Here is a 21,430-nt window from a genome sequence, read left to right as displayed (position 1 = left end):
GCCCTGCCGATGAGCTGCCTGACCGTTTACCACCAGTCTTCGCCTGAGCATCCAAACAAGTTGCTGAGCCATGTCGAAGACATTGCCAGCACCTTAGCCGCGATCAACGTGCAATTCAGCCAAGTGCCGGTGCAACAGCCCGTTATCGCCGGTACTGCCAGCGCTGAGTTGATCACCGCGAATGGTGTGCAGATTGAGCAGTTGAAGGCGTTGTATGGCCATGCCAGTGTCGAGATTATCAGCCTGTGCGATGAGCGCGGCGAGGGCAGCGAACTGGCCCGTGACCTGCGTCAAGAACAAGCCTGCCAGCCGGCTCAGGTGCATTATTACCTGGCCGGCCGTGGCCTGCTGGCGCTGCACAGCGGTGATTATGTCTACAGCCTGTTATGCGAGAAGAATGATTTGCTGCTGCTGCCTGCGGGTATTGCGCACTGGTTCGATGCTGGCGCACACCCACGCGTTGCCGTGTTGCGTTTGTTTGACGCGCCGCAGGTGCCAGCATTTACCAGTGTTGCAGATGATTTTGCGGCGTCTTTTACGGGGCTGGATGATTGCTGATTAGGCCCACGCTGAACTCTTTGGGCCTGCGTCTATCCTAGCTAAGCGAAACCATCGCATAGGAGCGACAACGTATGGGTTCAATGTTTAACGGTTTACTGGGGCTGGTGATTCTGGCACTGGACATCTGGGCGATCCTCAGCGTCATCAAAAGTAACGCTACAACCGGCATCAAAGTCTTGTGGATACTGCTGATCGTCTTACTGCCGGTGATCGGCCTGATCATTTGGGCGCTGATGGGCCCGCGCGGCACGGTCAAGTTCTAATGCTGTGGCGGTCGGGTGCGTATCTGTTGGCGTTATGCCTGCTGAGCGGTGCCACTCAGGCCGAGGATCAGCAAGCCTGGACGGCGCTGCGTGAAGGCCGCGCCGTTTTGCTGATGCGCCACGCCACCGCGCCCGGCAACGGTGATCCGGCGAATTTTCAGTTAGGTGACTGCCGTACTCAACGCAACCTCAATCAGGCCGGCCGCGAGCAGGCGCAGCGCTGGGGGCAATTGCTGCAACGTCAGTGGATTAAACCGCGTCTGCTCAGCAGTCGCTGGTGCCGCGCTGAGGATACGGCTCGGGAAATGGGTGTTGCTGCAGTCGAAGTGTTGCCCGCTCTGGATTCGTTCTTTCAAACCCCCGCCACTGCCCGAGAGCAGACGGCTGCACTGATCGAGCAGGTCAATGCGCAAGCCCGTGGCGCGCCGATGGTGCTGGTCTCCCATCAAGTCAATATCACGGCCTTGACCGGCATCTATCCGGCGTCTGGCGAGGGGCTGATTCTGGCCTTGCCGCTGCAGGCTCCGGTGCGTGTGCTGGCGCGTATTCGGCCCTGAATTGTCGCGTGTTAAATACTCAGCAGCCGTTGTTCCGGTAGCTGCGCACCTTCCAGCTTGAGCAACAGTGCTTTGCGCGGCAAACCGCCGGCATAACCCGTGAGGCTGCCGTCGCGGCCGATGACCCGGTGGCAGGGAATGATGACGGCAATCGGGTTAGCACCATTGGCAGCGCCCACCGCGCGGACTGCTGTGGGCCGCGCGATCTCGGCGGCGAGGGCGCTGTAACTGCTGGTCTGCCCGAACGGAATGTACCGCAGCGCTTGCCATACCGCCTGTTGAAACACCGTGCCCTGCGGCGCTAAAGGCAGATCAAAGCGCTGGCGGCGCCCGGCGAAGTATTCATCCAATTGCTTGCATACTTCATCCAGCTCATGTGCTGCAGCGCGCCACTGCTCGCCGATTTTCCAAGGCTTGCCGTCGATATCCATGAGCACTTGCTGCAAACCACCGGCATCGCCGCTTAGGAGCAAGCGGCCGATGGGGCTGTCGTAGTGACGATAGAACATCGGCTTACCCTCGAAGTAGATGACCCTGCCAGACAATACGCGCAGCCTGAGCTGTTGTCAGAGCCTCACTGACGCCTAACGGGCTGAACAGACTATTGGTCGCCCCGATCAGGCATGCCCAATCCTTAGCAAATTCCCTGACGGTATTGCCCTGGCGTGAGGCCCTTCCAGCGCTTGAAGGCATGCAGAAAGTTTGACACTTCGCTGTAGCCCAAGCGCTCGGCGATGTCCTCTTGGCTCAGGCTTTCAATTGCCAGCAGTTCTTCGGCCAGGGCCTGGCGTACTTCTTCCTGTAATTGGCGAAAGCTGCTGCCTTGCTCGCCCAAACGGCGACGAAGAGTGCGGCTGCTGATATTCAATTCACCTGCGATTAGCTCCATGTCCGCCAGCCGGCCGGGATTACTCAATAAGCGATCACGGATCTGCCCGGCCAGTCCGTTGCGCACTTGGCGTTTGGCCAGCAAGGCTTGGCATTGCAGTTCGCAGAGCTGAGCGCTGTGCAGGTTGGCGCGCGGTAAAGGCAGATCCAGTAAGTGGCTGGGGAAGCTGATACGGTTCTGCGGGCAGGCGAACTCGGGTAACAGGCCGAATTGCTCGATAAAGCGCGCCGGGTCAGCCGGCGCTGGCAGGTTCAGTTGCACGCGGGTTAAAGGCACTTTGGCGCCGGTGAGTTCGCGCTGTATCACCATCACCGCCACCGCATCACGCAGCAACAGAAAATCGCGTACCGCATCGGGTAAATGGCTGCCATCCAACTCAAGGTGAGCGTGGTGGGTGTCTTCACTCAGGGTGATCCGGTTGAAGGCAAATGTGAGGTCTAGGTAGCGCAAGCCCAGTTCAGCGGCTTGGCGAAAGGTCTGGCTGCTGAGCAGGGCATAGCCCCAAATCCCGTAAGTGGTCAGTTTGTAGCGTCTGCCGGCTTGTAGGCCCAGATCCTGTTGCTCGGGCAGGGCGCTGATCAGGTTGTTGATCAGCTGCAGTTCCTGCGCACCTTCGATTTCACTGTGCAACTCCGCCAGCTGCAACGGGCTTAAGCCGGTATTGTGCAGGCAGCGCTCGACACTCAGGCCATGGTCGAGGCCCAGTTGGGTCAACAGTTGGGCGCTGGTGATGCTGCGTTTTGGCAGGTGGAAGGTGCTGGCTGGCATGCGTTGTCCGCGGCGTTTGTCCGAAAGTCACAATCAATTGGCCGACTATGCCATAACTCGCCAAGTGACAGGTACGTAGCATCGCTGTATCGATACTATTTGCGGTTGGGGATCTAACAATGCACAACACCTCCCAGAACCAAGCCTCATTACGCGTGCTGATTATTGGCAGCGGTTTTGGTGGCTTGGGCATGGCCATTCAGCTGCAAAAAGCCGGTATCAACGATTTTCTGCTGCTGGAAAAAGCCGCCGAGGTTGGCGGTACGTGGCGTGATAACAGCTATCCCGGCGCGGCGTGCGATGTGCCGTCGCACCTGTATTCATTTTCCTTCGAGCCGAAAACCAACTGGAGCCGCAAATTCGCGCCCCAAGCGGAAATTCACGGCTACATGCTGGACTGCGTAGCCAAGTATCAGCTGCGCTCACGTATCCGTTGTAATGCCGAGGTGGCCACGGCAGCGTTTGACGAAGCAGATGCCCTGTGGCGGGTAACCCTGAGCAATGGTGAAGCGTTCAGCGCCCAGGTTCTGATCAGTGCCTGTGGCCAACTTAACCAGCCGGCTTATCCGGCGTTGCCCGGTATTGAGCGCTTTGCTGGCGAGGCCTTTCACTCGGCGCGCTGGCGTCATGACGTGGATCTAATTGGCAAGCGCGTGGCAGTGATCGGTACCGGCGCATCGGCCATTCAGTTTGTCCCGAGAATCCAGCCCAACGTGGCGCAGTTGCAGCTGTTCCAGCGCTCGCCGGCCTATGTGCTGGCTAAACCAGACCGCACGTACCGGCCTTGGGAGCTGGCGCTTATGCAGCGCATGCCCTGGTTACAAAAAATTGACCGTGGCCTCAAATACTTGCATCACGAGGTGCGTGGCCTGGCGTTTATCAGCATGCCGTGGCTGATGAAATTGTTTCGCTTCAGCTTTGATCGCCACCTCAATAAACAAGTCAGTGACCCGCACTTGCGCGCGCAATTGCAGCCGGATTACCCCATGGGCTGCAAGCGTATTTTGATCAGCAATGACTACTTCCCGGCCTTGGCGCAGCCCAATGTAACGGTGGTGAGCGAGGCGATCAGCCGCGTGAGCGAAACAGCCATCATCACCGCTGACGGCCGTGAGCATCCCTGCGATGTGCTGATCTATGGCACCGGCTTTGCGGCTACGGATTTTCTTGCGCCCATGCACATCACCGGGCTTGGCGGGCAAGAGCTGAACCAGGCGTGGCGAGATGGAGCAGAAGCTTATAAGGGCATTAGCGTCAGCGGTTTCCCCAACCTGTTTATTCTCTATGGCCCCAATACCAACTTGGGGCATAACTCGATCATTTACATGCTGGAAAGCCAGTTCCGCTACGTACTCGGTTGCCTCGATTTACTGCGCGAGCAGGGCCTGCGTTACCTGGATGTAAAAGCGCCGGTGCAGCAGCGCTTTAATCAGCAGATCCAGGCCAGCTCACACCGCACGATCTGGGAGCAGGGCTGCTCAAGCTGGTACAAAACCGCCTCCGGTAAAAGCACCAACAATTGGCCGGGCTATACCTTCACCTATCGCCTGCAAACCCGCGCACCGGAGTTGAATGACTATGATTGCACCCGCTAAAACTGCAGCCGCCGAATTCACCCCGCCAGCCGCCGATCAAGCCTTCCTGCGCAGTGTATTGCGCACCAGCCTGCGCCTATTGTTCCGTGGCTTGGTGCGCCCGCCAATGCCCATTGCCGGGCAGCGTGGGTTGTTGCGCCTGTTGACTGCCGTCAGCCCAGCGCCACGTGGCGTCAGCCGTAGCAGCGGCATGCTAGGCGAGCGCTCGTGTGAGTGGCATAAACCCCAGGGTGGTGGCAGCACGGTCATGCTCTACCTGCACGGCGGTGCTTTTTTGATCGGCGGGGCGAATACCCATCGGGCGATTTGCTCAAACTTGGCTAAACGCGGGCAAATGGATGTGTGCGCCTTGGACTATCGCCTGGCGCCCGAGCATCAATACCCCGCGGCGCGCGACGATGCCTTGGCCGCGTTTCAAGCGTTAATCGACTTGGGCTACAGCCCTTCGCGCATCGTTATCGGTGGTGATTCCGCCGGCGGCAACCTGAGCTTGATCACCAGTTTGCGCTTGCGTGATAGGGGTTTGCCGCAACCGGCGGCGCTGGTGTGTTTTTCCCCGGTGACTGATTTTACCGGCAGCCACTTACATGAACCGCCGGCTGGTGATCCGTTGATTAACCATAAATGGGTGGAGCAAGCGCTGGCGCTGTATTGCCCGGCTGATGTAGCGCACGACGATCCCGGTTTATCACCGCAGTTTGCTGATCTGCATGACTTGGCACCGGTGCTTATTCAGGTGGGTGAAGACGAAATATTGCGTAACGACAGCCTGCGTTTTGCGGATAAGGCCAAGGCAGCGGGTGTGGATGTCTGCTTGCAGCGTTATCCGGGCTTGTGGCACGTGTTTCAGGCCCACGCGGGCATGCTCAATGCAGCGGATTTCGCCTTGGCTGAAGTGGTAGATTTTCTGCGCGCCCGGGGCTGCTGATGCGCAATATTTTAATTACGGGTGCAGCCTCAGGTATTGGCGCGGCCACCGCGCGGTTGTTTTATCGCCACGGTTGGCAGGTGGGTTTGCTGGATATAAATGCCCAAGCCCTGGCCGAGTTAGCCGCAGAGCTGGGCAATGCGTGGCACGCTGAACTGGATGTGACGGACCCTGCGGCGGTCAAGGCTGCACTGGCGGGCTTCTGCGCCCTACACGGCGGCCAATTACGCCTGCTGTTTAACAGCGCGGGGATTTTGCACTGCGGTCATTTCGAGGAAATTGAACTCAGCGCGCATACACGCATTGTGCAGATCAACGTGCTGGGTACGCTGAATATGACGCACGCGGCCTTCACTTACCTGAAAGCTACGCCGCAGGCGCAGGTGATCAATATGTGTTCGGCCTCGGGGCTGTATGGCGTGCCGCATTTGGCCAGTTACTCGGCGTCCAAATTCGCTGTGCGCGCGCTGAGTGAAGCGTTGGACCTGGAATGGGCTAAATATGGCATTCGCGTTGGTGATTTGATGCCGCCATTTGTGAGCACGCCGATGCTCAGTAATCAGCGGTTTAAAGCCCCAGTTTTGCGCCGCTTAGGCGTCAATCTTGAGGCGCAGGCGGTGGCTCAAGCTGCCTGGGAGCAAGCGCAGCACAGCAAGGTGCATCGGCCCATTAGCCTGCAGTTCAAGTTGTTGTACGGATTTGGCCAGCTGACACCCGCTTGGATAACTCGACGGATCATGGCCTGGCTCAGTCGTGACTGAGCGAGCTTGTCTATTTTTTGCTGGGCAAACCCCGATCGATAGGACTAATCTGCAAACAGCGCTTCAGGCTTGGGCACTCTGCTTAGGCCTGCGTTAACCGGTCCTGCTTTCGGGTCTGGCTATGGCACCTCAAGCGATCTAATCGCTTGACTCTCGGGCGGCACTGCTAAGGGTGCCGCGACATCGCTGAAGCTCAAGCGGTAGCAACTGGAAAGCGTTTATCAGGTTCTCGCACTGCAGTATCGACATTGAGTTGGTTCTTTAGCGTCCTGTAAATTTATCCATCGCCTGAGGAGATCACGTTATGAGCACAGCCTTGCACGATGATGCTAGCAATGGCGTTTTACGGCGGATGAAGGAGGGTGGTTTCGACTTTGCCAGCTTCCATCCCATCGAGTTTTATGCACTTTTTCCGGATGAGGCGCGAGCCCGTCAGGCCACCCGTAACTTTCGCGGTGAGTCGCTTCACGCCCTCGTAACCGAGCGTGATGACGGTGTTTGGCACCTACAAGTCAGTAAAGTTATGTTCGCCACTCACCATGGTATTGACGACTTTGAGCATGATCTGGAGTCGGTTGTGCTACCGCTTGGTGGCAAGCTGGATGGTTGGGGCGTAACCCAGGAGGTCAGACAGCCCTGAGTGCCATACACCGGCCAGCCATATGCTGGCCGGTGTCATTTCTACCTCGCTATCTCACGCCCAATCAATCGCCCCTCGACCCCAGCCTGCGCTTTGCTTCAGACTTGGCGCATGACCGATATTCTGATTTTGACTCACATTGATTACTGTCCACCGGCCCACCTCGCCAAGATGCTGGAGCAGGCTGGCCACTCTTTTACCGTGTTGCGCGTCGATTTGGGCGAACTGGAGAGCATCGACCTCGACCGCCCCAAGGCCGTGGCCATTATGGGCGGGCCAATGAGCGTGAATGACCCGCTTGCTTGGATTGAGCCTGAAGTGGCCGCGCTGCAGCATTTTATCCAACGCGATATCCCGCTGATCGGTCACTGCCTGGGCGGCCAGTTACTGGCCAAGGCGTTGGGCGCGGAAGTCCAGCGCGTGCTCTTTACCGAAAGTGGCTGGCAGCCGCTTAGGCGGCTCGATCAGGCCGCACCCAGCCCGTGGCTGGCCCATCTGCCCGAAACCTTTCCGATGTTTCAGTGGCATGGTGACAGTTTTGCTATCCCAGATGGTGCGCAGCCCTTACTCAGTAGCCCTTGGTGCAGCAACCAAGCGTTTGCCTGGGGTGACAAGCTGTTAGCCCTGCAGGGCCATCCGGAAATGAACGAAGCCTTAGTGCGCCAATGGCTAGACGATTGGCACCACTTGCTTGATGCCAGCCAACCGAGCCAGCAGAGCAGAGCGCAGATGCTTGAAGACCTGCCGGCCAAGGTCATGGAGTTGAACCGAGTCGCTGAAGGCTTCTATCGACATTGGCTCCAGCTGGCTGAGTTATGACGTCGTTAAGCGGGCTGATACTTTGCTCCTCTACCACCTGCGTAAAGCCACATGCCTTAGCCCGCTGACGACTTAAAATGGCGCGCCCCGCGCCCTGCAGGTCACGATTACGCTCCGGCTTGGTGCGTCCCTCGTCTGATAAATACTTAACATACTGATTTAAAACATTTTTACTGTGTGGCGCGAGCTTTGCAAAGCCGATTCCATGTCCGGGTGACAAGGAGTACGGCATGGCCCGCAGCTTTTATGATGAGATGTATGACGCGAGTGGCGTTGTCCGCCCGCACTATCAAGCGTTTTCCCGCTGGTTAGCGGATACCCCAGAGGAACTTCTGGCACAGCGCCGCCGTGAAGCTGACCTACTGTTCCATCGTGCGGGCATTACGTTCACCCTGTATGGCGATGATCAAGGCACCGAGCGGTTGATCCCGTTCGACATCATCCCGCGCAGCATTCCGGCCAGTGAATGGCGCATTGTCGAGCGGGGCTGCATCCAGCGCGTGCAGGCGCTGAACATGTTTCTCGCCGACCTTTACCACGACCAGCGCATCCTCAAAGCTGGGATCATTCCCGCCGAGCAGGTACTGGCTAACGAGGGCTACCAGATCGCCATGCAGGGCCTTAACCTGCACCGCGACCTGTACGCGCACATCGCAGGCGTCGACTTGGTGCGTGACGGCGATGGCAGCTACTACGTGCTCGAAGACAACCTGCGCACCCCCAGCGGCGTCAGCTATATGCTCGAAGACCGCAAGATGATGATGCGTCTGTTTCCTGAATTGTTCGCCGCCCAGCGCGTGGCGCCGATTGATCATTACCCCAATCTATTGCTCGATACCCTCAAGTCCTCCAGCCCACTGGATAACCCCAATGTAGTGGTACTGACACCGGGGCGCTTCAACAGCGCCTATTTTGAGCACGCCTTTCTCTCCCGCGAAATGGGTGTGGAGTTGGTCGAGGGTGCCGACCTGTTCGTGCGCGACGACAAGCTGTTTATGCGCACCACCTCGGGCGCTAAACAGGTGGATGTGATTTACCGCCGTCTTGACGATGCCTTCCTCGACCCATTGGCCTTCAACCCAGACTCCATGCTCGGTGTGCCCGGCCTGTTGGCGTGCTACCGCAGTGGCAATGTGGTGCTGGCCAATGCCATTGGCACTGGGGTGGCGGACGATAAATCCATCTACCCCTATGTCGACGACATGATCCGCTTCTACCTGAGTGAAGAGCCGATTCTGAAAAACGTGCCAACCTTTCAGTGCCGCAAACCGTCCGAGTTATCTCACGTGCTGGCCAATCTTGAACACTTGGTGGTCAAAGAAACCCAAGGCTCCGGCGGCTACGGCATGCTGGTTGGCCCCGCGGCCACCAAGGCCGAAATCGAAGATTTTCGCGCCCGTCTGATCGCTAAGCCTGAGGCCTATATCGCCCAGCCGACGCTGTGCCTGTCAACCTGCCCGACCTTTGTTGAGCGCGGTATCGCGCCACGGCATATCGACTTGCGTCCTTTCGTTCTGTCCGGCAAGGAAACCCGCATCGTCCCAGGCGGACTCACCCGCGTGGCCCTGCGCGACGGTTCGCTGGTGGTCAACTCGTCCCAAGGTGGCGGCACCAAAGACACGTGGGTAGTGGAGGATTCATCATGCTGAGTCGTACCGCCTCAGATTTGTACTGGATGTCGCGCTACCTAGAGCGTGCAGAAAACCTCGCGCGCATGCTGGATGTTAGCTATTCGCTGTCACTGATGCCGCAAGACGGCCGTGGCGATGGTCTGGAAGAGCTTGCCTTGCCACTATTGATTACCGGCACCCTTGACGACTACCTAGAGCGTCACGGTCCGATGCATGCCGAGCGCATGCTGAATTTCTTTGCTTTGGATGCGAGCAATCCGGGGAGTATTTATTGCTGCCTGCAGGCCGCGCGCAGTAACGCTCACGCCGTGCGCGGGCGAATCACCGCCGATATGTGGGAAAACATCAATGCCACTTGGCTGGAGATTCGCGGCATCGCCGAACAGGGCCTGGGCCGTTACGGCATCAGCCGCTTCTGTGAGTGGGTCAAAGAGCGCTCGCACCTGTTTCGTGGCGCCACCTTCGGCACCATCATGCGCGGCGACCCGTACCGCTTTATCCGTCTGGGCACCTTTATCGAACGCGCCGATAACACCCTGCGCCTGATCGATGCGCGCTATGAAATGCTCGGCGAAGACATCGACGAAATCGACGGTCGCCCAGCCCGCAGCTACTACCAGTGGACTGCGCTATTGCGCGCATTATCGTCATTCGAGGCGTTTGCCGAGATCTACCGCGGCTCGCCTGATACGCGCAAAGTCTCTGAACTGTTGTTGCTGCGCGCCGACATACCGCGCTCGCTGCGTGCCTGCATGGACGAGCTCAACCTGATGCTCGCCAGCCTGCCCGGCGACAACGGCCGCCCAGCCCAGCGTTTGGCCGCCGAGCTGGAAGCGCGGCTGCGTTACACCAGCATTGAAGAGGTGCTCGACGAGGGCCTGCACGCTTGGCTCACCGATTTCATCCTGCTGGTTCGCCAGCTAGGTCAAGCCATCCAAAGTTCCTACCTGGAGGTCGCATGAGACTGTCAATCAGCCACGACACTACCTATCGTTATGAAGATCAGGTACGCAACAGCATCCAGTATTTACGCATGACCCCGCACGACAGTGAGCGACAGCACGTGCTCAGCTGGGCATTAAGTTTGCCGCGCCCGGTGCGTGCGCAGATTGACCCCTACGGCAATATCCTGCACGTGCTGACGATGGATGAACCTCACGAATCCATCGTCATCGGCGCGCGGGGTCAGGTGGAGATCGACGAGGCCCGTGAAGCCGAGCACGAAAGCCAGTCGGCCTGGCCGTTTCTGCGCTTTACCCGCCTGACCGAAGCCGATGCCGCCCTGCGCGAGTTCGCCCAGTTGCAAAGCCACAGCCGCGCTGACCGCAGCGGCCTGATCGACCTGATGTACGCACTGAATGCACACATCAGCTACCAGCCCGGCACCACCGCCGTGGAAACCAGCGCCAGCGAGGCCTTCGCCGGCGGCAGGGGTGTCTGCCAGGATCACGCTCACGCCTTTCTCGCCTGCGCGCGCAGCCTGGGTGTTCCAGCGCGTTATGTTTCGGGTTATCTGTTTACCGACAGCGAAGACCATCTGGCCAGCCACGCCTGGGCCGAAGCCTGGCTGGATGGTGCTTGGTACAGCTTTGACGTAACCAACTGCCTGGCCAAACCGGAGCGGCATTTGAAGTTGGCAGTGGGCCTGGATTATCTGGATGCCTGCCCGGTACGCGGCATGCGCCGTGGTGGCGGCATCGAGCAGATGCACGCGCAGGTGGAGGTAGCACCGGTGATTCGGGTGCAACAGCAGTAGGCCGCTCTTCAGCCTCTCTGTCCGCTTGCGGGAGGCGATTGCATAGATGCAGGAGGTGGGATGGGTGTCACATTGTTCAACCCATCCTCCGGTCTTGGTCGATCAATGCGGCTGCCCCGCACAAAGCCCTTAAGGCTTCACCTTCCTCCCCGCCATATGCCGCAAATACTCAACCAATTCCCCCAGCGCCTTGTCACTTAACACCTCAACCGCAAACCCCGGCATCTTGCCTTGCGGCCAGCGACGCAAGCTCTGTGGGTCGCGGATATAGCGGGTAAGAAAGTTGCCCCTGAAATACTCGGTCGGGTTGTGCGGGATGTTCAGATCCGGGCCGAATTGCGAGTCGCCAGCACCGTTCAGGCGGTGACAGGCCATGCAATTCTTCTGGTACTGGGCAAAGCCTGCTTGCACCGCTGGGCTGGCGTCGGCAGCGGGAAGCAGCAGTGGGAAGCGCTGCGCCACTGGGGCCAGTTTGCGAATGGCGACGAGTTGGAACGGCCATTGCTCCGGGCCAATCTGACTGGCTGCTGGGTTTTGCCAGACCAGGTAAAACGGTCCGGCGCTGGCTTTGCCGTTACCGAGGGCGGGCCAGGGCTGCGCTGGGTCTTCGATGGCCAGCCAAGCTTGGCTACCAGTTTTGCTCAGCACAGGCGCAGCGGGCAGTTCGGCGGCAAAGCCGTCGCTGGCCACCAGCTGCAGGTGATCACCGAGTTGCACGCCTTCCAGCAGCGCTACCAGTGGTATGGCGCGGTAATGCATGCTGCGCTTGTAGCTGACGTCGTTGTTGATCTCGACGGTTTGCGCCTGTGGGTGGGCGAGCAGTTGGGCGCTGCTCAGGCTCTGGCTGCCGTTACCCAGCTCCAGGGTCAGTTCGGCGGCGTGCAGCATGCTCAATGGCAGCAAAGCCAGCAGACTGATCACTGCAGTGCGTTTGCTCAATCTTGAGATTCCAGGGCGAGCTTGAGTTCGTCATAGCTGCCGGCGTTGATCAAGTTGCTGTAACCCAAGGTGCGCAAGCTTTCCTCTGCGACGCTGGAGCGGCGGCCGCTGCGGCAGTAAAGAACGATAGGGGTGGCCTTATCCGGTGCAATGGCGCTGATGCGGTTAGCGATCTGCCCATAGTCGATCTGTTCGGCGCGGGGTAATGCGCCCGCAGCGAATTCTTCAGCCGTGCGCACATCAATCACCACGCTTTCGGGGGATTGCAGAGCCGTAACGGCGGCAGCCAATTTAGCGTCGCCCGCCATAATGGGCAGGCTGATGAGCAAACCGAAAGTGGTAAATAAACGGCGCATAACAAACTCCTTTAGGTGGTTAAGGCCACCCTAGCACAGGCGCTTAGTGTACCGCTGCGATGAGAAACGCAGCTGCCGCTGCACGCTCACTCCACGGTGGCGGGCAGGGCAGGAGCGGGGGCGGTGTTGTTTCATTGGTAAGGAATAAAACAGCCGCCTAAGGATTAGCTGACCAAGCGGGTCAGATTAGGCAGGATCAAAATCAGAGTGGTGGCAAACACGATCATGCCTGCCTGGCGTATTTTCATAGAATTAAACATGGCGATTGGCCTTATTGTTTTTGTGGAGACCCTCGCTAACCGCACAGCCAGCGCGGATGCATACCCCGTCAGGTGACGACTCAGCCGTCCCGGCAAAACCCGGCGACGACGCCTACAACAACCAGCCTGCTCAACCACGCTGCTGGTTTAACTTAACTGTAGGGCTGCAAAAGCGCGTCTATAGACGCCTTGATTACTAAGCGGCGCAATTTAGTGACAGGCAGTTATTACGGTTGCATGAGTGATGGCCGCCAGCCTTGAGTTAGACGTACTTATTCACGGTTACCCAGCGATTGACCGTTGGTCTGAGCTGAGTGGTCAATAGGCCTGAGCACTTCGGTCATTGAGCCTGTCCTGCTGCGGCGTATGGTGGGCCCACTCCACAAAAACAGGTGCAGGCTTGACCTGCACCGCCAGCCACCCTCCATTGGAGGTCTGAGGACGCCATGACCGAAGCATTTATTTTCGATGCAGTGCGCACGCCCCGCGGCAAGGGCAAGAAGGACGGCGCGTTGTACAGCGTTAAGCCTGTCGACCTGATCGCGGGTCTGCTCAAAGCGCTGCAAACGCGTAATAACCTCGATACCAGCCAAGTCGATGACATCGTTCTTGGCTGCGTGACGCCAGTCGGTGATCAGGGCGCAGACATTGCCAAAACTGCAGCCATGGTCGCTGATTGGGATGTAAGCGTGTCAGGCGTGCAGCTCAATCGCTTTTGCGCCTCGGGCCTGGAAGCAGTCAACCTCGGTGCGATGAAGGTGCGTTCTGGTTTCGAAGACCTGGTCGTTGTGGGCGGCGTCGAGTCAATGTCGCGCATCCCCATGGGCTCCGATGGCGGCGCTTGGGTGATGGACCCGGCCACAAATCTGGCCACGCACTTCACCCCGCAGGGAATTGGCGCCGACCTGATTTCCACCTTGGAAGGTTTCAGCCGTACTGATGTCGACAGCTACGCGCTGCGCTCGCAGCAAAAAGCGGCGCGTGCCAGCAAGGACGGTTCGTTCAGCAAGTCGCTGATTCCGGTGACCGACCAAAACGGCATTGTGCTGCTTGATCACGATGAATTTATCCGTGGCGATTCCACCCTCGAAGGCCTTGGCAAACTCAAGCCGAGCTTCGAGATGATGGGCCAGATGGGCTTCGACAGCACGGCGCTGCGAGTTTACAGCCATGTTGAGCAGATCAACCACATGCACACACCGGGCAACAGCTCGGGCATCGTCGATGGCTCGGCGTTGATGCTGATTGGCTCCGAAGCCAAGGGCCGCGAGCTGGGCCTGAAGCCGCGCGCACGTATTGTTGCTACTGCAGTCACCGGCACCGACCCCACCATCATGCTCACCGGTCCTGCGCCGGCCACGCGTAAAGCTCTGGCCAAGGCCGGGCTGAACATTGCGGACATCGATCTGTTCGAGGTCAACGAAGCGTTCGCCTCGGTGGTGATGAAGTTTATGAAGGAAGTGGGTGTTAGCGAAGACAAGGTCAACGTCAACGGCGGCTCCATCGCCATGGGCCACCCGTTGGGTGCGACTGGTTGCGCCATCCTCGGCACCTTGCTCGACGAGATGGAGAAGCGCCAGTTGCGTTACGGCCTGGCCACCCTCTGTGTGGGCGGCGGTATGGGCATTGCCACGATTATTGAAAGAGTTTGAGGCGGAGATAAGAAAAATGACTGACGCCATCCGTTACGAAAAAGGCCAGGACAATATCGTCGTTCTGACCATGGACATGCCCGGCCAAAGCGCCAACACCATGAACGCGGTGTACCGCGAAGCCATGGGTAAGATTGTCGACCGCCTGGAAACCGAAAAAGATTCCATCGCCGGCGTTATCGTCACCTCGGCAAAGAAGACCTTCTTTGCCGGCGGCGATCTGGCTGAGCTGATCAAGGTCACCAAGGCCGACGCGCAAACCTTCTATGCAATGATCCTCAACATAAAAGGTCAACTGCGCCGCCTGGAAACCCTGGGTAAGCCTGTGGTCGCCGCAATTAATGGCGCCGCCTTGGGCGGGGGCTGGGAAATTGCCTTGGCGTGCCATCACCGTATCGCCTTGGATAATCCCAGTGTGCAACTGGGCCTGCCGGAAGTGACCCTTGGCCTGCTGCCGGGCGGTGGTGGGGTAGTGCGCATGGTGCGCCTGCTTGGCTTGGAAAAAGCCCTGCCCTATTTGGTTGAGGGCAAGAAAATTCGCCCAGATGCCGCCCTCAAAGCCGGTCTGGTGCATGAACTGGCTGGCGACAAAGACGATTTGCTGGCCAAGGCCCGTGCCTGGATTGTTGCTAACCCCAACGCTGTGCAGCCGTGGGATGTGAAGGGCTACAAGATCCCCGGCGGTACGCCATCGAGTCCGAATGTAGCGCAGATGCTGGCCATTGCGCCGAGTGTGCTGCGCGACAAAACCAAAGGCTGCTTCCCGGCGCCAGAGAAGATCATGTGCGCCGCCGTCGAAGGTGCGCAGGTCGATTTCGACACTGCACAAATCATCGAGGCGCGATACTTCACCGAGCTGACCACCGGCCAGGTGGCGAAGAATATGATTGGCACCTTCTGGTTCCAACTCAATGAAATCAATGCCGGTGGCTCACGTCCGCAGGGTTTTGCACCCTATGTGACCAAAAAAGTCGGCGTGCTTGGCGCCGGCATGATGGGCGCAGGTATTGCCTATGTTTCGGCGGTTGCTGGTATCGATGTGGTGCTCAAGGACATCTCCATCGAAGGCGCTGAAAAGGGTAAAGATTACTCGGCCAAGTTGCTGGAGAAGAAAGTCGGCCGTGGCCAAATGAGCGCTGAGAAGCGCGATGGCATTTTGGCGCGGATCAAGCCCACCGCTAGCGATGCTGACTTTGCCGGCTGCGACCTGATCATCGAGGCCGTGTTCGAAGACCGCGACCTCAAAGCCAAGGTTACGGCGGCGGCAGAGCGTGCGGCGCTTTCTGATGCGGTTATTGCGTCCAACACCTCAACCTTGCCGATCACCGGCCTAGCTGGCGCGGTGCAGAATCAAGACAAGTTTATCGGCCTGCATTTCTTCAGCCCGGTGGACAAAATGCCGCTGGTGGAAATCATCAAGGGCGAGCAGACCAGTGACGAGACGCTGGCGCGCGGTTTTGATTACGTCATGCAAATCAAAAAGACCCCGATCGTGGTCAACGACAGCCGTGGCTTTTTCACCTCGCGGGTGTTCGGCACCTTTACCAACGAAGGCTTGGCCATGCTTGGCGAAGGCGTATCGGCGGCGATGATCGAGAATGAGGCGCGTAAAGCCGGCATGCCAGTCGGTCCGCTGGCGATCAGCGATGAAGTGTCGATGAGCCTGATGAACCACATTCGCCAACAGACCATTAAGGATCTGGCTGGCGAGGGTAAACAGATCCTCGACCATCCGGCGTATGCGCTCATCGACATGATGCTCAACGAGTACAAGCGGCCGGGCAAAGCGGCAGGTGCAGGTTTTTACGATTACCCTGCGGCTGGCGGTAAAAAGCACCTGTGGCCTGAGCTGAAGGCGCGCTTTGAAAAAGCCGACGCGCAGATTTCACAGGAAGATGTACGCGACCGAATACTGTTTATTCAGGCCATCGAGACGGTGCGTTGTGTGGAAGAGGGCGTATTGAAATCGGTGGCCGACGCCAACATTGGCTCGATCTTCGGCATCGGCTTCGCTGCGTGGACGGGCGGTGCGTTGCAGTTTATCAACCAGTACGGCGTGCAAGACTTCGTTGCCCGCGCCCAGTACCTGGCTGAACAATATGGCGAGCGCTTCTTGCCGCCAGCACTGTTACTGGACAAAGCCGCGAACAATCAGTTGTTTTAACGCTGAATTATCGATGGCCCTAAAAGCCGGCTCCTGTGAGCCGGTTTTTTTATGGGCGGTCTAAACATGGCTGCCGGCCTCATTGCGTAGCTGATTCAACACGCTTGATGACCACAGACCAGCTGTGCGATGGCCTGGCGCTCGCTGAGGTGGGTCGGCATACGCAAGGTGGTCAAGCTGCCATTGTTGAGTTGGATGGCCAATTCGGACTCAAAGTGGATGCCACTGCTGTCGACTGTGGCGTACGTCACGCCGTAGACGTTCTGATTGCTCAGTGATGGGCTGCTGCTCATATCTATACTCCTAGGGCGATAGGCGGTTATTTGCCGGCGCTGTGCGCAGCATTGAGCTGTGCGGCATGCAGGTGGCGGGTTTGGCGTTGGCTGCTGATGCTTTGGCGGCTGTTGAACGCTGAGGCGGCGAGCAAGCTGGCGAGGGCGGAGAAACGGCTCATGGGATGATCTCTGAGTGGTGGGCGCTGTGGCCGATGGGCAAATGATCCGCGCGTGCTACTCCAGGTAGAAGTGATTAATGCCTATGGTGGTTATTAAGCCGACTGATGGGCTAGGTAATTGGTCGGTTTGCGCCCTGAACTATTGCCTTGCCGGCTGTCTGCAGGCACGCTTGCGCGCTTGCAAATCAACCCTCCTGCGCCCTAGGTAACCGCCCATATGCCGCTGCAGATCTGCATCCTGGAAACTGATGTTCTTCGTCCTGAATTGGTCGACCAATACGACAGCTATGGCCGTATGTTCCAGCAGTTGTTCGCCCACCAGCCTATAGCGGCTGAGTTCAAGGTGTACAACGTGATGGAGGGGCATTACCCGCCCAATAGCGAGCGCTACGATGCTTATCTGGTGACAGGCAGCAAGGCCGACTCTTTCGGTACCGATGCTTGGATCCAGACGCTGAAAACCTACTTGCTTGAGCGCTTTAGCCAAGGCAGCAAGCTGCTAGGCGTGTGTTTCGGTCACCAGATCCTGGCTTTGCTACTGGGTGGTAAGGCTGAACGCGCCCAACAGGGCTGGGGCGTGGGTATTCATCAGTACCGCATGGCCACTAAGCCTGGCTGGATGAGCCCTGATCTTGAGGACCTAACCCTGCTCATCAGTCATCAGGACCAGGTCACCCAACTCCCGGCAAACGCCACATTGCTCGCCAGTAGCGAGTTCTGCCCGATTGCCTCTTATTGCATCGGCGATCAGGTTCTGTGCTTCCAAGGCCACCCCGAATTTGTGCATGGCTACTCGCGTGCGCTGCTCGACTTGCGTCAGCAGCATATCGGTGAGCCGGCCTACACCAAGGGTGTTAACAGCCTGCAACACGCCCATCAGGGCCATACGGTGGCTGAGTGGATGATGCGTTTTGTCGCGCAGGGTCGTGTTGGACTGGCTGATTTATAACCAGCCGGATCGCTTAAAGCTGACGAAAAGCCCGACGCAGCCAGTTGTAATCACCCCCAGTACAGCAAAGTAGCCGTATTGCCAGGTGAGCTCAGGCATGTTCTGAAAGTTCATGCCGTAAATCCCCGCTACCGCAGTGGGGAACGCCAGGATGGCCGCCCAGGCAGCGAATTTGCGTTGGGTGATGCTTTGCCGGGAAGACTCCAACAACAAGCCGATTTCAATGGCATGGTCGGCCATCTCGCGCAGGCCCGTGAGGTCTTCCAGTAGGCGGTTAACGTGGATGGCCACGTCGCGAAAGTAGGGGCGCATGTTCTTGTCTATAAACGGAAAGTCCAGGCGCTGCAACTCCTGACAGATTTCCGTCAACGGTCCGATATAGCGCCGTAGTCTCAGTAAATCACGGCGCAGGCCTTGAATACGCTCAACGTCAGTCTGACTCATCGGGTTTTTCAGCACGCGCTGTTCCACGTCCTCAAGCTCGATGTGGTAACTGTCCATCAGCGGGCGGTAGTTTTCGATTACGAAACTGAGCAGGGCGTAGAGCACGAAGTCTTCGCCGTGTTCAAGCAGCAGCGGTCGGGCCTCGCAGCGTTGGCGTACCCGCGAGTAGGGCGCGGATTCACCGTAACGAGCGCTGATGATGTAACCGTTGCCGGCGAACAATTGAGTTTCGACAAAGGTCAGTTCGTCGTTGACCAAAATAGGCGAGTAGAGCACTAGAAACAGCGCATCGCCGAATGTTTCCAGCTTAGGCCGGGTGTGTCGCTGCAGGGCATCTTCCAGCGCCAGTTCATGCAGGTCGAACTGCTGTTGCAGGCTACTTAGCTCCTCGCTTGCCGGGTCATGCAGGCCAATCCAAACAAAGTGCCCGGGCTTGTTCGCCCATTGCTTGCCTTCATTAAGGCTGATATCCGTAATCTTTTGGCCTTTGCTGTAAACAGCAGCTGCAACAATGCGACCCATGCTGCATCCCTTCTCGGCAGTAACTTGATTGGCAGTAACCTTTGGCACCAAGCTTAACGGCTTTCCCGTTGGCGACGTGACGCCACGATTGCAGCGAAACCTTCGTGCTGAGCATAAAGCCTGTACTTAGTTGACGTGCTGCTCACTTAAGGCCGTGCGCGCATTTCACAGAACTACCAAGTACGTAGGCTTTAACCAGGCGTTGTGGGGCAGACGGGTGCGTCAGGCGCGGCCTTCTATTTCTGCATCAAGGCTGTCGATGCAGGCGCGCATCTGTTGCTGGCACTGCTCCATCAAGGCGGGCAGGTCAGCCAAGGTCAAGCCGGCAGTGGGGATGGGGGCTAGGGAGCGAATTTTGATGATGCCGCTTTTCCAGCGGTTCAGCTGCATATGCTTAACGTAGGTACTGGTACAGACTTGGATGATAGGCACGCCGGCGGCAATGGCCATCTGAAAAGCGCCTTTCTTCAACGGCAGCAGGCCCTTGCCCAAATTACGCGTGCCCTCGGCAAATACCCAAATGGAGGTGTCTTTATGCTGCAGGGTGTCGGTGGTGGTGAGCATGGCCTGCTTGGCCTGTGCGGCATTACCACGGTCGATAAGAACGTTACCCGACAGCCAAAACAGCTGACCGAAAAACGGCACCCATTTCAGGCTTTTTTTACCCAGACAAACGGTACGCTCTGGCACCACGCTGCCGACCACGAACAGGTCATAGTTGGACTGATGGTTGGCGACTATCACCGCGCTGCGCACATGGTCGCGCAAGCTGGTTGTTTCGGTTTCAATCCGCAGACCAAGAATGCGCAAGGCCGGCCAAGAATAGAACCGTGCACACAGGCGGCTATTATCCGGGTTGAAGGGGCGGCAAATACCAAGCAGCAAACCGACAATGCCAGCCGCAACAAAGTGCAGGCTCATCAACAGCATACGGGCGAGAAATAGCATCAGGGAAGCCTATGGGCAGACCAAAAGGCGCGCAGTGTACGGCTGTGCACTGCTTTCGGCAATTGATGCTGATCAAGGCGTACAGCAGGGTTTGTAACCGTTTTCTACGGTCTTGGTTAAATGGCGTGTTAGAGGCCTTGCCGCGTTGCACGTTGGTATCTGAGTAGAGGGTGCAGCAGCGATGTTAGAAGGACTTATGGAGCAATCGCCGCAATGCGCAGGCCAGCGTGCACGGCGGTCAGCCAACACCTGATATCGGTATTTTCGGTTTGCATGGAATTGCTTGGGTTAAGAACAGCGCTTTTATTTAGCCAGTCAGGGCTGCGCATCATTTCGCTTATCCGGCGCTTCAGATAAAGCAAAGCCCGGTAAATTAGCCGGGCTTCGTGGTGTTACGCGGGGTGTTTACAGCGCCAACGTCTTATCCAACTCGACAGCCAGGTCGAGCGCATCAAGCAGCGCTTTACGCGCTTTCAGCTTGGTGTTCTTGTGCGCAGTCATGTTGATCTTTTTCATCTGCTTGGCGACGGCCATAGCGGTGGCGTGCAGCTGCTCAACGGGCACGACCTTGTCGAGGAAGCCTGCCTCCATAGCACCCTGCGGATCAAACATTTCGCCGTTAATGACCGAACGATTGAACGCTGATTTGTGCAGGCGATCACGGGCCAGCTCAATGCCAGCGTGGTGCATGGTCATGCCGATCTGCACTTCATTGAGGCCGATGGTGAATGGGCCTTCGACACCGATGCGGTAGTCGGATGACAGCAGAATAAAGGCACCCTTAGCCACCGCATGGCCCGGGCAGGCGACGATTATCGGGAAAGGATGGGCGAGCATGCGCCGCGCCAGAGTCGAGCCGGCGGCAACGAGATTGACAGCGTTTTGCGGGGTCGAAGTCATCACCTTAAGGTCGTAGCCGCCGGAGAGAATGCCCGGTTGGCCAGTGATGATGACGATGGCCTTGTCTTGCTCGGCGCGATCCAGAGCTGCATTAAACGCAGTGATCACATCCGGGGAAATGGCATTTACCTTGCCGTTACACAGGGTCAGGGTGGCAATGCCATCGTCAAGTTGGTAGCTGATCAGGTCGCTCATGGTCGGGCTCTTTGTGCTGAAGTGCAGCAGACGTTACTCATCCGCACCGGTCAGGTAAAGCTCGATGGCTGACTGGCTGGTCAGCGATCAGCGCTTACTTGGGCTATCAGGGCGATCAATAACGGTAATTGGTCAGTTTTGCTTGCTCAGCGCTAGGGTACCGACTGGTTAAAGAGGGTATCCGCATGCAGTGTTTCACCCGCCTTATCTCCGCGTGGCGCGCCTTATTGGCTTTGTCGCTATTGGCCGGTTTGCTCTGGCTGGCCAGTAACCCGCTTAGCCAAAGCCCTGATGGTGTGCTGGGGCTGTTTGCTTTGAGCTTGTTTGTCTCCACAGGTTTCATTCTGTTCGGCCAACAGCGATTCGAGCCAGGCCCGCCCAAACCCTCGTCTGAGGATCAGCATCTGGCTTAAGCGCATGAATTTTTTGAAAAAATATTTTGCCTTTGATGAGCTGTTCGGCTACATTTGCGCGCCTCG

24 protein-coding genes are annotated in these 21,430 nt (G+C 57.9%); 15 read left to right on the top strand and 9 right to left on the bottom strand.

Features of this window, described 5'->3' with window-relative positions; genetic code table 11:
* The first annotated feature begins 9 nt into the window (after nucleotides 1–9).
* The 3 genes from WF513_RS09525 (at nucleotide 10) to WF513_RS09515 (ending at nucleotide 1,381) form a co-directional block, all read left to right on the top strand.
* Complete coding sequence (locus WF513_RS09525) at nucleotides 10–558, top strand: acireductone dioxygenase (RefSeq protein WP_339079145.1); 549 nt, start codon at nucleotides 10–12, stop codon at nucleotides 556–558.
* Between the two features lie 74 nt (nucleotides 559–632).
* A complete protein-coding gene (locus WF513_RS09520; protein WP_339079144.1) occupies nucleotides 633–824 on the top strand; it encodes a PLDc N-terminal domain-containing protein in 192 nt (63 codons plus the stop codon).
* A complete protein-coding gene (locus tag WF513_RS09515) occupies nucleotides 824–1,381 on the top strand; it encodes a histidine phosphatase family protein (RefSeq protein WP_339079142.1) in 558 nt (185 codons plus the stop codon). The genes WF513_RS09520 and WF513_RS09515 overlap by 1 nt, the downstream gene beginning before the upstream one ends.
* An 11-nt stretch (nucleotides 1,382–1,392) precedes the next feature.
* Here the strand turns inward: WF513_RS09515 and WF513_RS09510 are convergent, their stop codons facing one another.
* Both WF513_RS09510 and WF513_RS09505 read right to left on the bottom strand, forming a co-directional pair.
* Nucleotides 1,393–1,890 (bottom strand): methylated-DNA--[protein]-cysteine S-methyltransferase, encoded by a 498-nt coding sequence (locus WF513_RS09510; RefSeq protein ID WP_339083502.1) that lies wholly within the window; start codon nucleotides 1,888–1,890, stop codon nucleotides 1,393–1,395.
* Nucleotides 1,891–2,015: 125 nt separating this feature from the next.
* A complete protein-coding gene (locus WF513_RS09505) occupies nucleotides 2,016–3,038 on the bottom strand; it encodes an AraC family transcriptional regulator (RefSeq protein ID WP_339079141.1) in 1,023 nt (340 codons plus the stop codon).
* A 119-nt stretch (nucleotides 3,039–3,157) separates the two neighbouring features.
* Between WF513_RS09505 and WF513_RS09500 the strand changes: the two genes are divergently transcribed.
* From WF513_RS09500 to WF513_RS09465, 8 genes are all read left to right on the top strand, one after another.
* Nucleotides 3,158–4,633, top strand: coding sequence for an NAD(P)/FAD-dependent oxidoreductase (locus WF513_RS09500; protein WP_339079140.1), 1,476 nt, complete (start codon nucleotides 3,158–3,160; stop codon nucleotides 4,631–4,633).
* Complete coding sequence (locus tag WF513_RS09495; RefSeq protein ID WP_339079139.1) at nucleotides 4,611–5,561, top strand: alpha/beta hydrolase; 951 nt, start codon at nucleotides 4,611–4,613, stop codon at nucleotides 5,559–5,561. Before WF513_RS09500 ends, WF513_RS09495 begins: the two co-directional genes overlap by 23 nt.
* On the top strand, nucleotides 5,561–6,322 hold the full coding sequence (locus WF513_RS09490) for an SDR family oxidoreductase (protein ID WP_339079138.1): 762 nt from the start codon (nucleotides 5,561–5,563) through the stop codon (nucleotides 6,320–6,322). The genes WF513_RS09495 and WF513_RS09490 overlap by 1 nt, the downstream gene beginning before the upstream one ends.
* Before the next feature lie 304 nt (nucleotides 6,323–6,626).
* Complete coding sequence (locus WF513_RS09485) at nucleotides 6,627–6,962, top strand: ribonuclease E inhibitor RraB (RefSeq protein ID WP_339079137.1); 336 nt, start codon at nucleotides 6,627–6,629, stop codon at nucleotides 6,960–6,962.
* 111 nt (nucleotides 6,963–7,073) lie between these two features.
* Complete coding sequence (locus WF513_RS09480) at nucleotides 7,074–7,781, top strand: type 1 glutamine amidotransferase (RefSeq protein WP_339079136.1); 708 nt, start codon at nucleotides 7,074–7,076, stop codon at nucleotides 7,779–7,781.
* 230 nt (nucleotides 7,782–8,011) lie between these two features.
* The gene (locus WF513_RS09475; protein WP_339079135.1) at nucleotides 8,012–9,430 is read left to right on the top strand and encodes a circularly permuted type 2 ATP-grasp protein; all 1,419 of its coding nucleotides are present in this window, start codon (nucleotides 8,012–8,014) and stop codon (nucleotides 9,428–9,430) included.
* The gene (locus tag WF513_RS09470) at nucleotides 9,424–10,374 is read left to right on the top strand and encodes an alpha-E domain-containing protein (RefSeq protein WP_339079134.1); all 951 of its coding nucleotides are present in this window, start codon (nucleotides 9,424–9,426) and stop codon (nucleotides 10,372–10,374) included. The genes WF513_RS09475 and WF513_RS09470 overlap by 7 nt, the downstream gene beginning before the upstream one ends.
* Nucleotides 10,371–11,168 (top strand): transglutaminase family protein, encoded by a 798-nt coding sequence (locus tag WF513_RS09465; protein ID WP_339079133.1) that lies wholly within the window; start codon nucleotides 10,371–10,373, stop codon nucleotides 11,166–11,168. The genes WF513_RS09470 and WF513_RS09465 overlap by 4 nt, the downstream gene beginning before the upstream one ends.
* A 129-nt stretch (nucleotides 11,169–11,297) precedes the next feature.
* Here the strand turns inward: WF513_RS09465 and WF513_RS09460 are convergent, their stop codons facing one another.
* The gene (locus tag WF513_RS09460; protein WP_339083500.1) at nucleotides 11,298–12,056 is read right to left on the bottom strand and encodes a cytochrome c; all 759 of its coding nucleotides are present in this window, start codon (nucleotides 12,054–12,056) and stop codon (nucleotides 11,298–11,300) included.
* A gap of 47 nt (nucleotides 12,057–12,103) precedes the next feature.
* Nucleotides 12,104–12,463, bottom strand: a complete 360-nt coding sequence (locus WF513_RS09455) for a rhodanese-like domain-containing protein (protein ID WP_339079132.1) — start codon at nucleotides 12,461–12,463, stop codon at nucleotides 12,104–12,106.
* A 706-nt stretch (nucleotides 12,464–13,169) separates the two neighbouring features.
* On the opposite strand from WF513_RS09455, the gene WF513_RS09450 reads away from it, so the two are divergent.
* Both WF513_RS09450 and WF513_RS09445 read left to right on the top strand, forming a co-directional pair.
* Nucleotides 13,170–14,375 carry an acetyl-CoA C-acetyltransferase gene (locus WF513_RS09450; protein ID WP_339079131.1) on the top strand — a complete coding sequence of 402 codons (1,206 nt, stop codon included), beginning with the start codon at nucleotides 13,170–13,172 and terminating at the stop codon, nucleotides 14,373–14,375.
* A gap of 16 nt (nucleotides 14,376–14,391) precedes the next feature.
* Nucleotides 14,392–16,539: a 3-hydroxyacyl-CoA dehydrogenase NAD-binding domain-containing protein gene (locus tag WF513_RS09445; protein ID WP_339079130.1), complete on the top strand. Its 2,148-nt coding sequence runs from the start codon at nucleotides 14,392–14,394 to the stop codon at nucleotides 16,537–16,539.
* Nucleotides 16,540–16,634: 95 nt separating this feature from the next.
* On the opposite strand, the gene ptrC is transcribed toward WF513_RS09445, so the two are convergent.
* Together ptrC and WF513_RS09435 are read right to left on the bottom strand one after the other, a co-directional pair.
* Nucleotides 16,635–16,832 carry a type III secretion system co-regulatory protein PtrC gene (ptrC, locus tag WF513_RS09440; RefSeq protein WP_339079129.1) on the bottom strand — a complete coding sequence of 66 codons (198 nt, stop codon included), beginning with the start codon at nucleotides 16,830–16,832 and terminating at the stop codon, nucleotides 16,635–16,637.
* 26 nt (nucleotides 16,833–16,858) lie between these two features.
* Nucleotides 16,859–16,993 carry a hypothetical protein gene (locus tag WF513_RS09435; RefSeq protein ID WP_339079128.1) on the bottom strand — a complete coding sequence of 45 codons (135 nt, stop codon included), beginning with the start codon at nucleotides 16,991–16,993 and terminating at the stop codon, nucleotides 16,859–16,861.
* 217 nt (nucleotides 16,994–17,210) lie between these two features.
* Between WF513_RS09435 and WF513_RS09430 the strand changes: the two genes are divergently transcribed.
* Nucleotides 17,211–17,942, top strand: a complete 732-nt coding sequence (locus tag WF513_RS09430) for an amidotransferase (RefSeq protein ID WP_339079127.1) — start codon at nucleotides 17,211–17,213, stop codon at nucleotides 17,940–17,942.
* Here the strand turns inward: WF513_RS09430 and WF513_RS09425 are convergent.
* The 3 genes from WF513_RS09425 to WF513_RS09415 all read right to left on the bottom strand — a co-directional run bounded on the left by WF513_RS09425 (nucleotide 17,937) and on the right by WF513_RS09415 (nucleotide 20,951).
* Nucleotides 17,937–18,908 carry a magnesium and cobalt transport protein CorA gene (locus WF513_RS09425; RefSeq protein WP_339079126.1) on the bottom strand — a complete coding sequence of 324 codons (972 nt, stop codon included), beginning with the start codon at nucleotides 18,906–18,908 and terminating at the stop codon, nucleotides 17,937–17,939. The two genes, WF513_RS09430 and WF513_RS09425, sit on opposite strands and share 6 nt — an antisense overlap.
* A 222-nt stretch (nucleotides 18,909–19,130) precedes the next feature.
* Complete coding sequence (locus tag WF513_RS09420) at nucleotides 19,131–19,856, bottom strand: 1-acylglycerol-3-phosphate O-acyltransferase (protein ID WP_339079125.1); 726 nt, start codon at nucleotides 19,854–19,856, stop codon at nucleotides 19,131–19,133.
* 405 nt (nucleotides 19,857–20,261) lie between these two features.
* On the bottom strand, nucleotides 20,262–20,951 hold the full coding sequence (locus tag WF513_RS09415) for a crotonase/enoyl-CoA hydratase family protein (protein ID WP_339079124.1): 690 nt from the start codon (nucleotides 20,949–20,951) through the stop codon (nucleotides 20,262–20,264).
* A 185-nt stretch (nucleotides 20,952–21,136) separates the two neighbouring features.
* Between WF513_RS09415 and WF513_RS09410 the strand changes: the two genes are divergently transcribed.
* On the top strand, nucleotides 21,137–21,364 hold the full coding sequence (locus tag WF513_RS09410) for a hypothetical protein (protein WP_339079123.1): 228 nt from the start codon (nucleotides 21,137–21,139) through the stop codon (nucleotides 21,362–21,364).
* Nucleotides 21,365–21,430: the final 66 nt, after the last annotated feature.

It is taken from the genome of Pseudomonas sp. TMP9, assembly GCF_037943105.1.
Classification (GTDB): Bacteria; Pseudomonadota; Gammaproteobacteria; order Pseudomonadales; family Pseudomonadaceae; genus Aquipseudomonas.
The sequence above is the reverse complement of the archived record's forward strand: the minus strand, read 5'-3'. Positions and strand labels throughout refer to the sequence as shown.

Coding starts and splice junctions, on each gene's coding strand:
- WF513_RS09470 (WP_339079134.1), top strand. CDS start 9,424: ATGCTGAGTCGTACCGCCTCAGATTTGTACTGGATGTCGCGCTACCTA.
- WF513_RS09420 (WP_339079125.1), bottom strand. CDS start 19,856: ATGCTATTTCTCGCCCGTATGCTGTTGATGAGCCTGCACTTTGTTGCG.
- WF513_RS09485 (WP_339079137.1), top strand. CDS start 6,627: ATGAGCACAGCCTTGCACGATGATGCTAGCAATGGCGTTTTACGGCGG.
- WF513_RS09450 (WP_339079131.1), top strand. CDS start 13,170: ATGACCGAAGCATTTATTTTCGATGCAGTGCGCACGCCCCGCGGCAAG.
- WF513_RS09415 (WP_339079124.1), bottom strand. CDS start 20,951: ATGAGCGACCTGATCAGCTACCAACTTGACGATGGCATTGCCACCCTG.
- WF513_RS09425 (WP_339079126.1), bottom strand. CDS start 18,908: ATGGGTCGCATTGTTGCAGCTGCTGTTTACAGCAAAGGCCAAAAGATT.
- WF513_RS09430 (WP_339079127.1), top strand. CDS start 17,211: ATGCCGCTGCAGATCTGCATCCTGGAAACTGATGTTCTTCGTCCTGAA.
- WF513_RS09510 (WP_339083502.1), bottom strand. CDS start 1,890: ATGTTCTATCGTCACTACGACAGCCCCATCGGCCGCTTGCTCCTAAGC.
- WF513_RS09410 (WP_339079123.1), top strand. CDS start 21,137: ATGCAGTGTTTCACCCGCCTTATCTCCGCGTGGCGCGCCTTATTGGCT.
- WF513_RS09520 (WP_339079144.1), top strand. CDS start 633: ATGGGTTCAATGTTTAACGGTTTACTGGGGCTGGTGATTCTGGCACTG.
- WF513_RS09445 (WP_339079130.1), top strand. CDS start 14,392: ATGACTGACGCCATCCGTTACGAAAAAGGCCAGGACAATATCGTCGTT.
- WF513_RS09490 (WP_339079138.1), top strand. CDS start 5,561: ATGCGCAATATTTTAATTACGGGTGCAGCCTCAGGTATTGGCGCGGCC.
- WF513_RS09515 (WP_339079142.1), top strand. CDS start 824: ATGCTGTGGCGGTCGGGTGCGTATCTGTTGGCGTTATGCCTGCTGAGC.
- ptrC (WP_339079129.1), bottom strand. CDS start 16,832: ATGAGCAGCAGCCCATCACTGAGCAATCAGAACGTCTACGGCGTGACG.
- WF513_RS09525 (WP_339079145.1), top strand. CDS start 10: ATGAGCTGCCTGACCGTTTACCACCAGTCTTCGCCTGAGCATCCAAAC.
- WF513_RS09460 (WP_339083500.1), bottom strand. CDS start 12,056: ATGCTGCACGCCGCCGAACTGACCCTGGAGCTGGGTAACGGCAGCCAG.
- WF513_RS09455 (WP_339079132.1), bottom strand. CDS start 12,463: ATGCGCCGTTTATTTACCACTTTCGGTTTGCTCATCAGCCTGCCCATT.
- WF513_RS09435 (WP_339079128.1), bottom strand. CDS start 16,993: ATGAGCCGTTTCTCCGCCCTCGCCAGCTTGCTCGCCGCCTCAGCGTTC.
- WF513_RS09500 (WP_339079140.1), top strand. CDS start 3,158: ATGCACAACACCTCCCAGAACCAAGCCTCATTACGCGTGCTGATTATT.
- WF513_RS09480 (WP_339079136.1), top strand. CDS start 7,074: ATGACCGATATTCTGATTTTGACTCACATTGATTACTGTCCACCGGCC.
- WF513_RS09495 (WP_339079139.1), top strand. CDS start 4,611: ATGACTATGATTGCACCCGCTAAAACTGCAGCCGCCGAATTCACCCCG.
- WF513_RS09505 (WP_339079141.1), bottom strand. CDS start 3,038: ATGCCAGCCAGCACCTTCCACCTGCCAAAACGCAGCATCACCAGCGCC.
- WF513_RS09475 (WP_339079135.1), top strand. CDS start 8,012: ATGGCCCGCAGCTTTTATGATGAGATGTATGACGCGAGTGGCGTTGTC.
- WF513_RS09465 (WP_339079133.1), top strand. CDS start 10,371: ATGAGACTGTCAATCAGCCACGACACTACCTATCGTTATGAAGATCAG.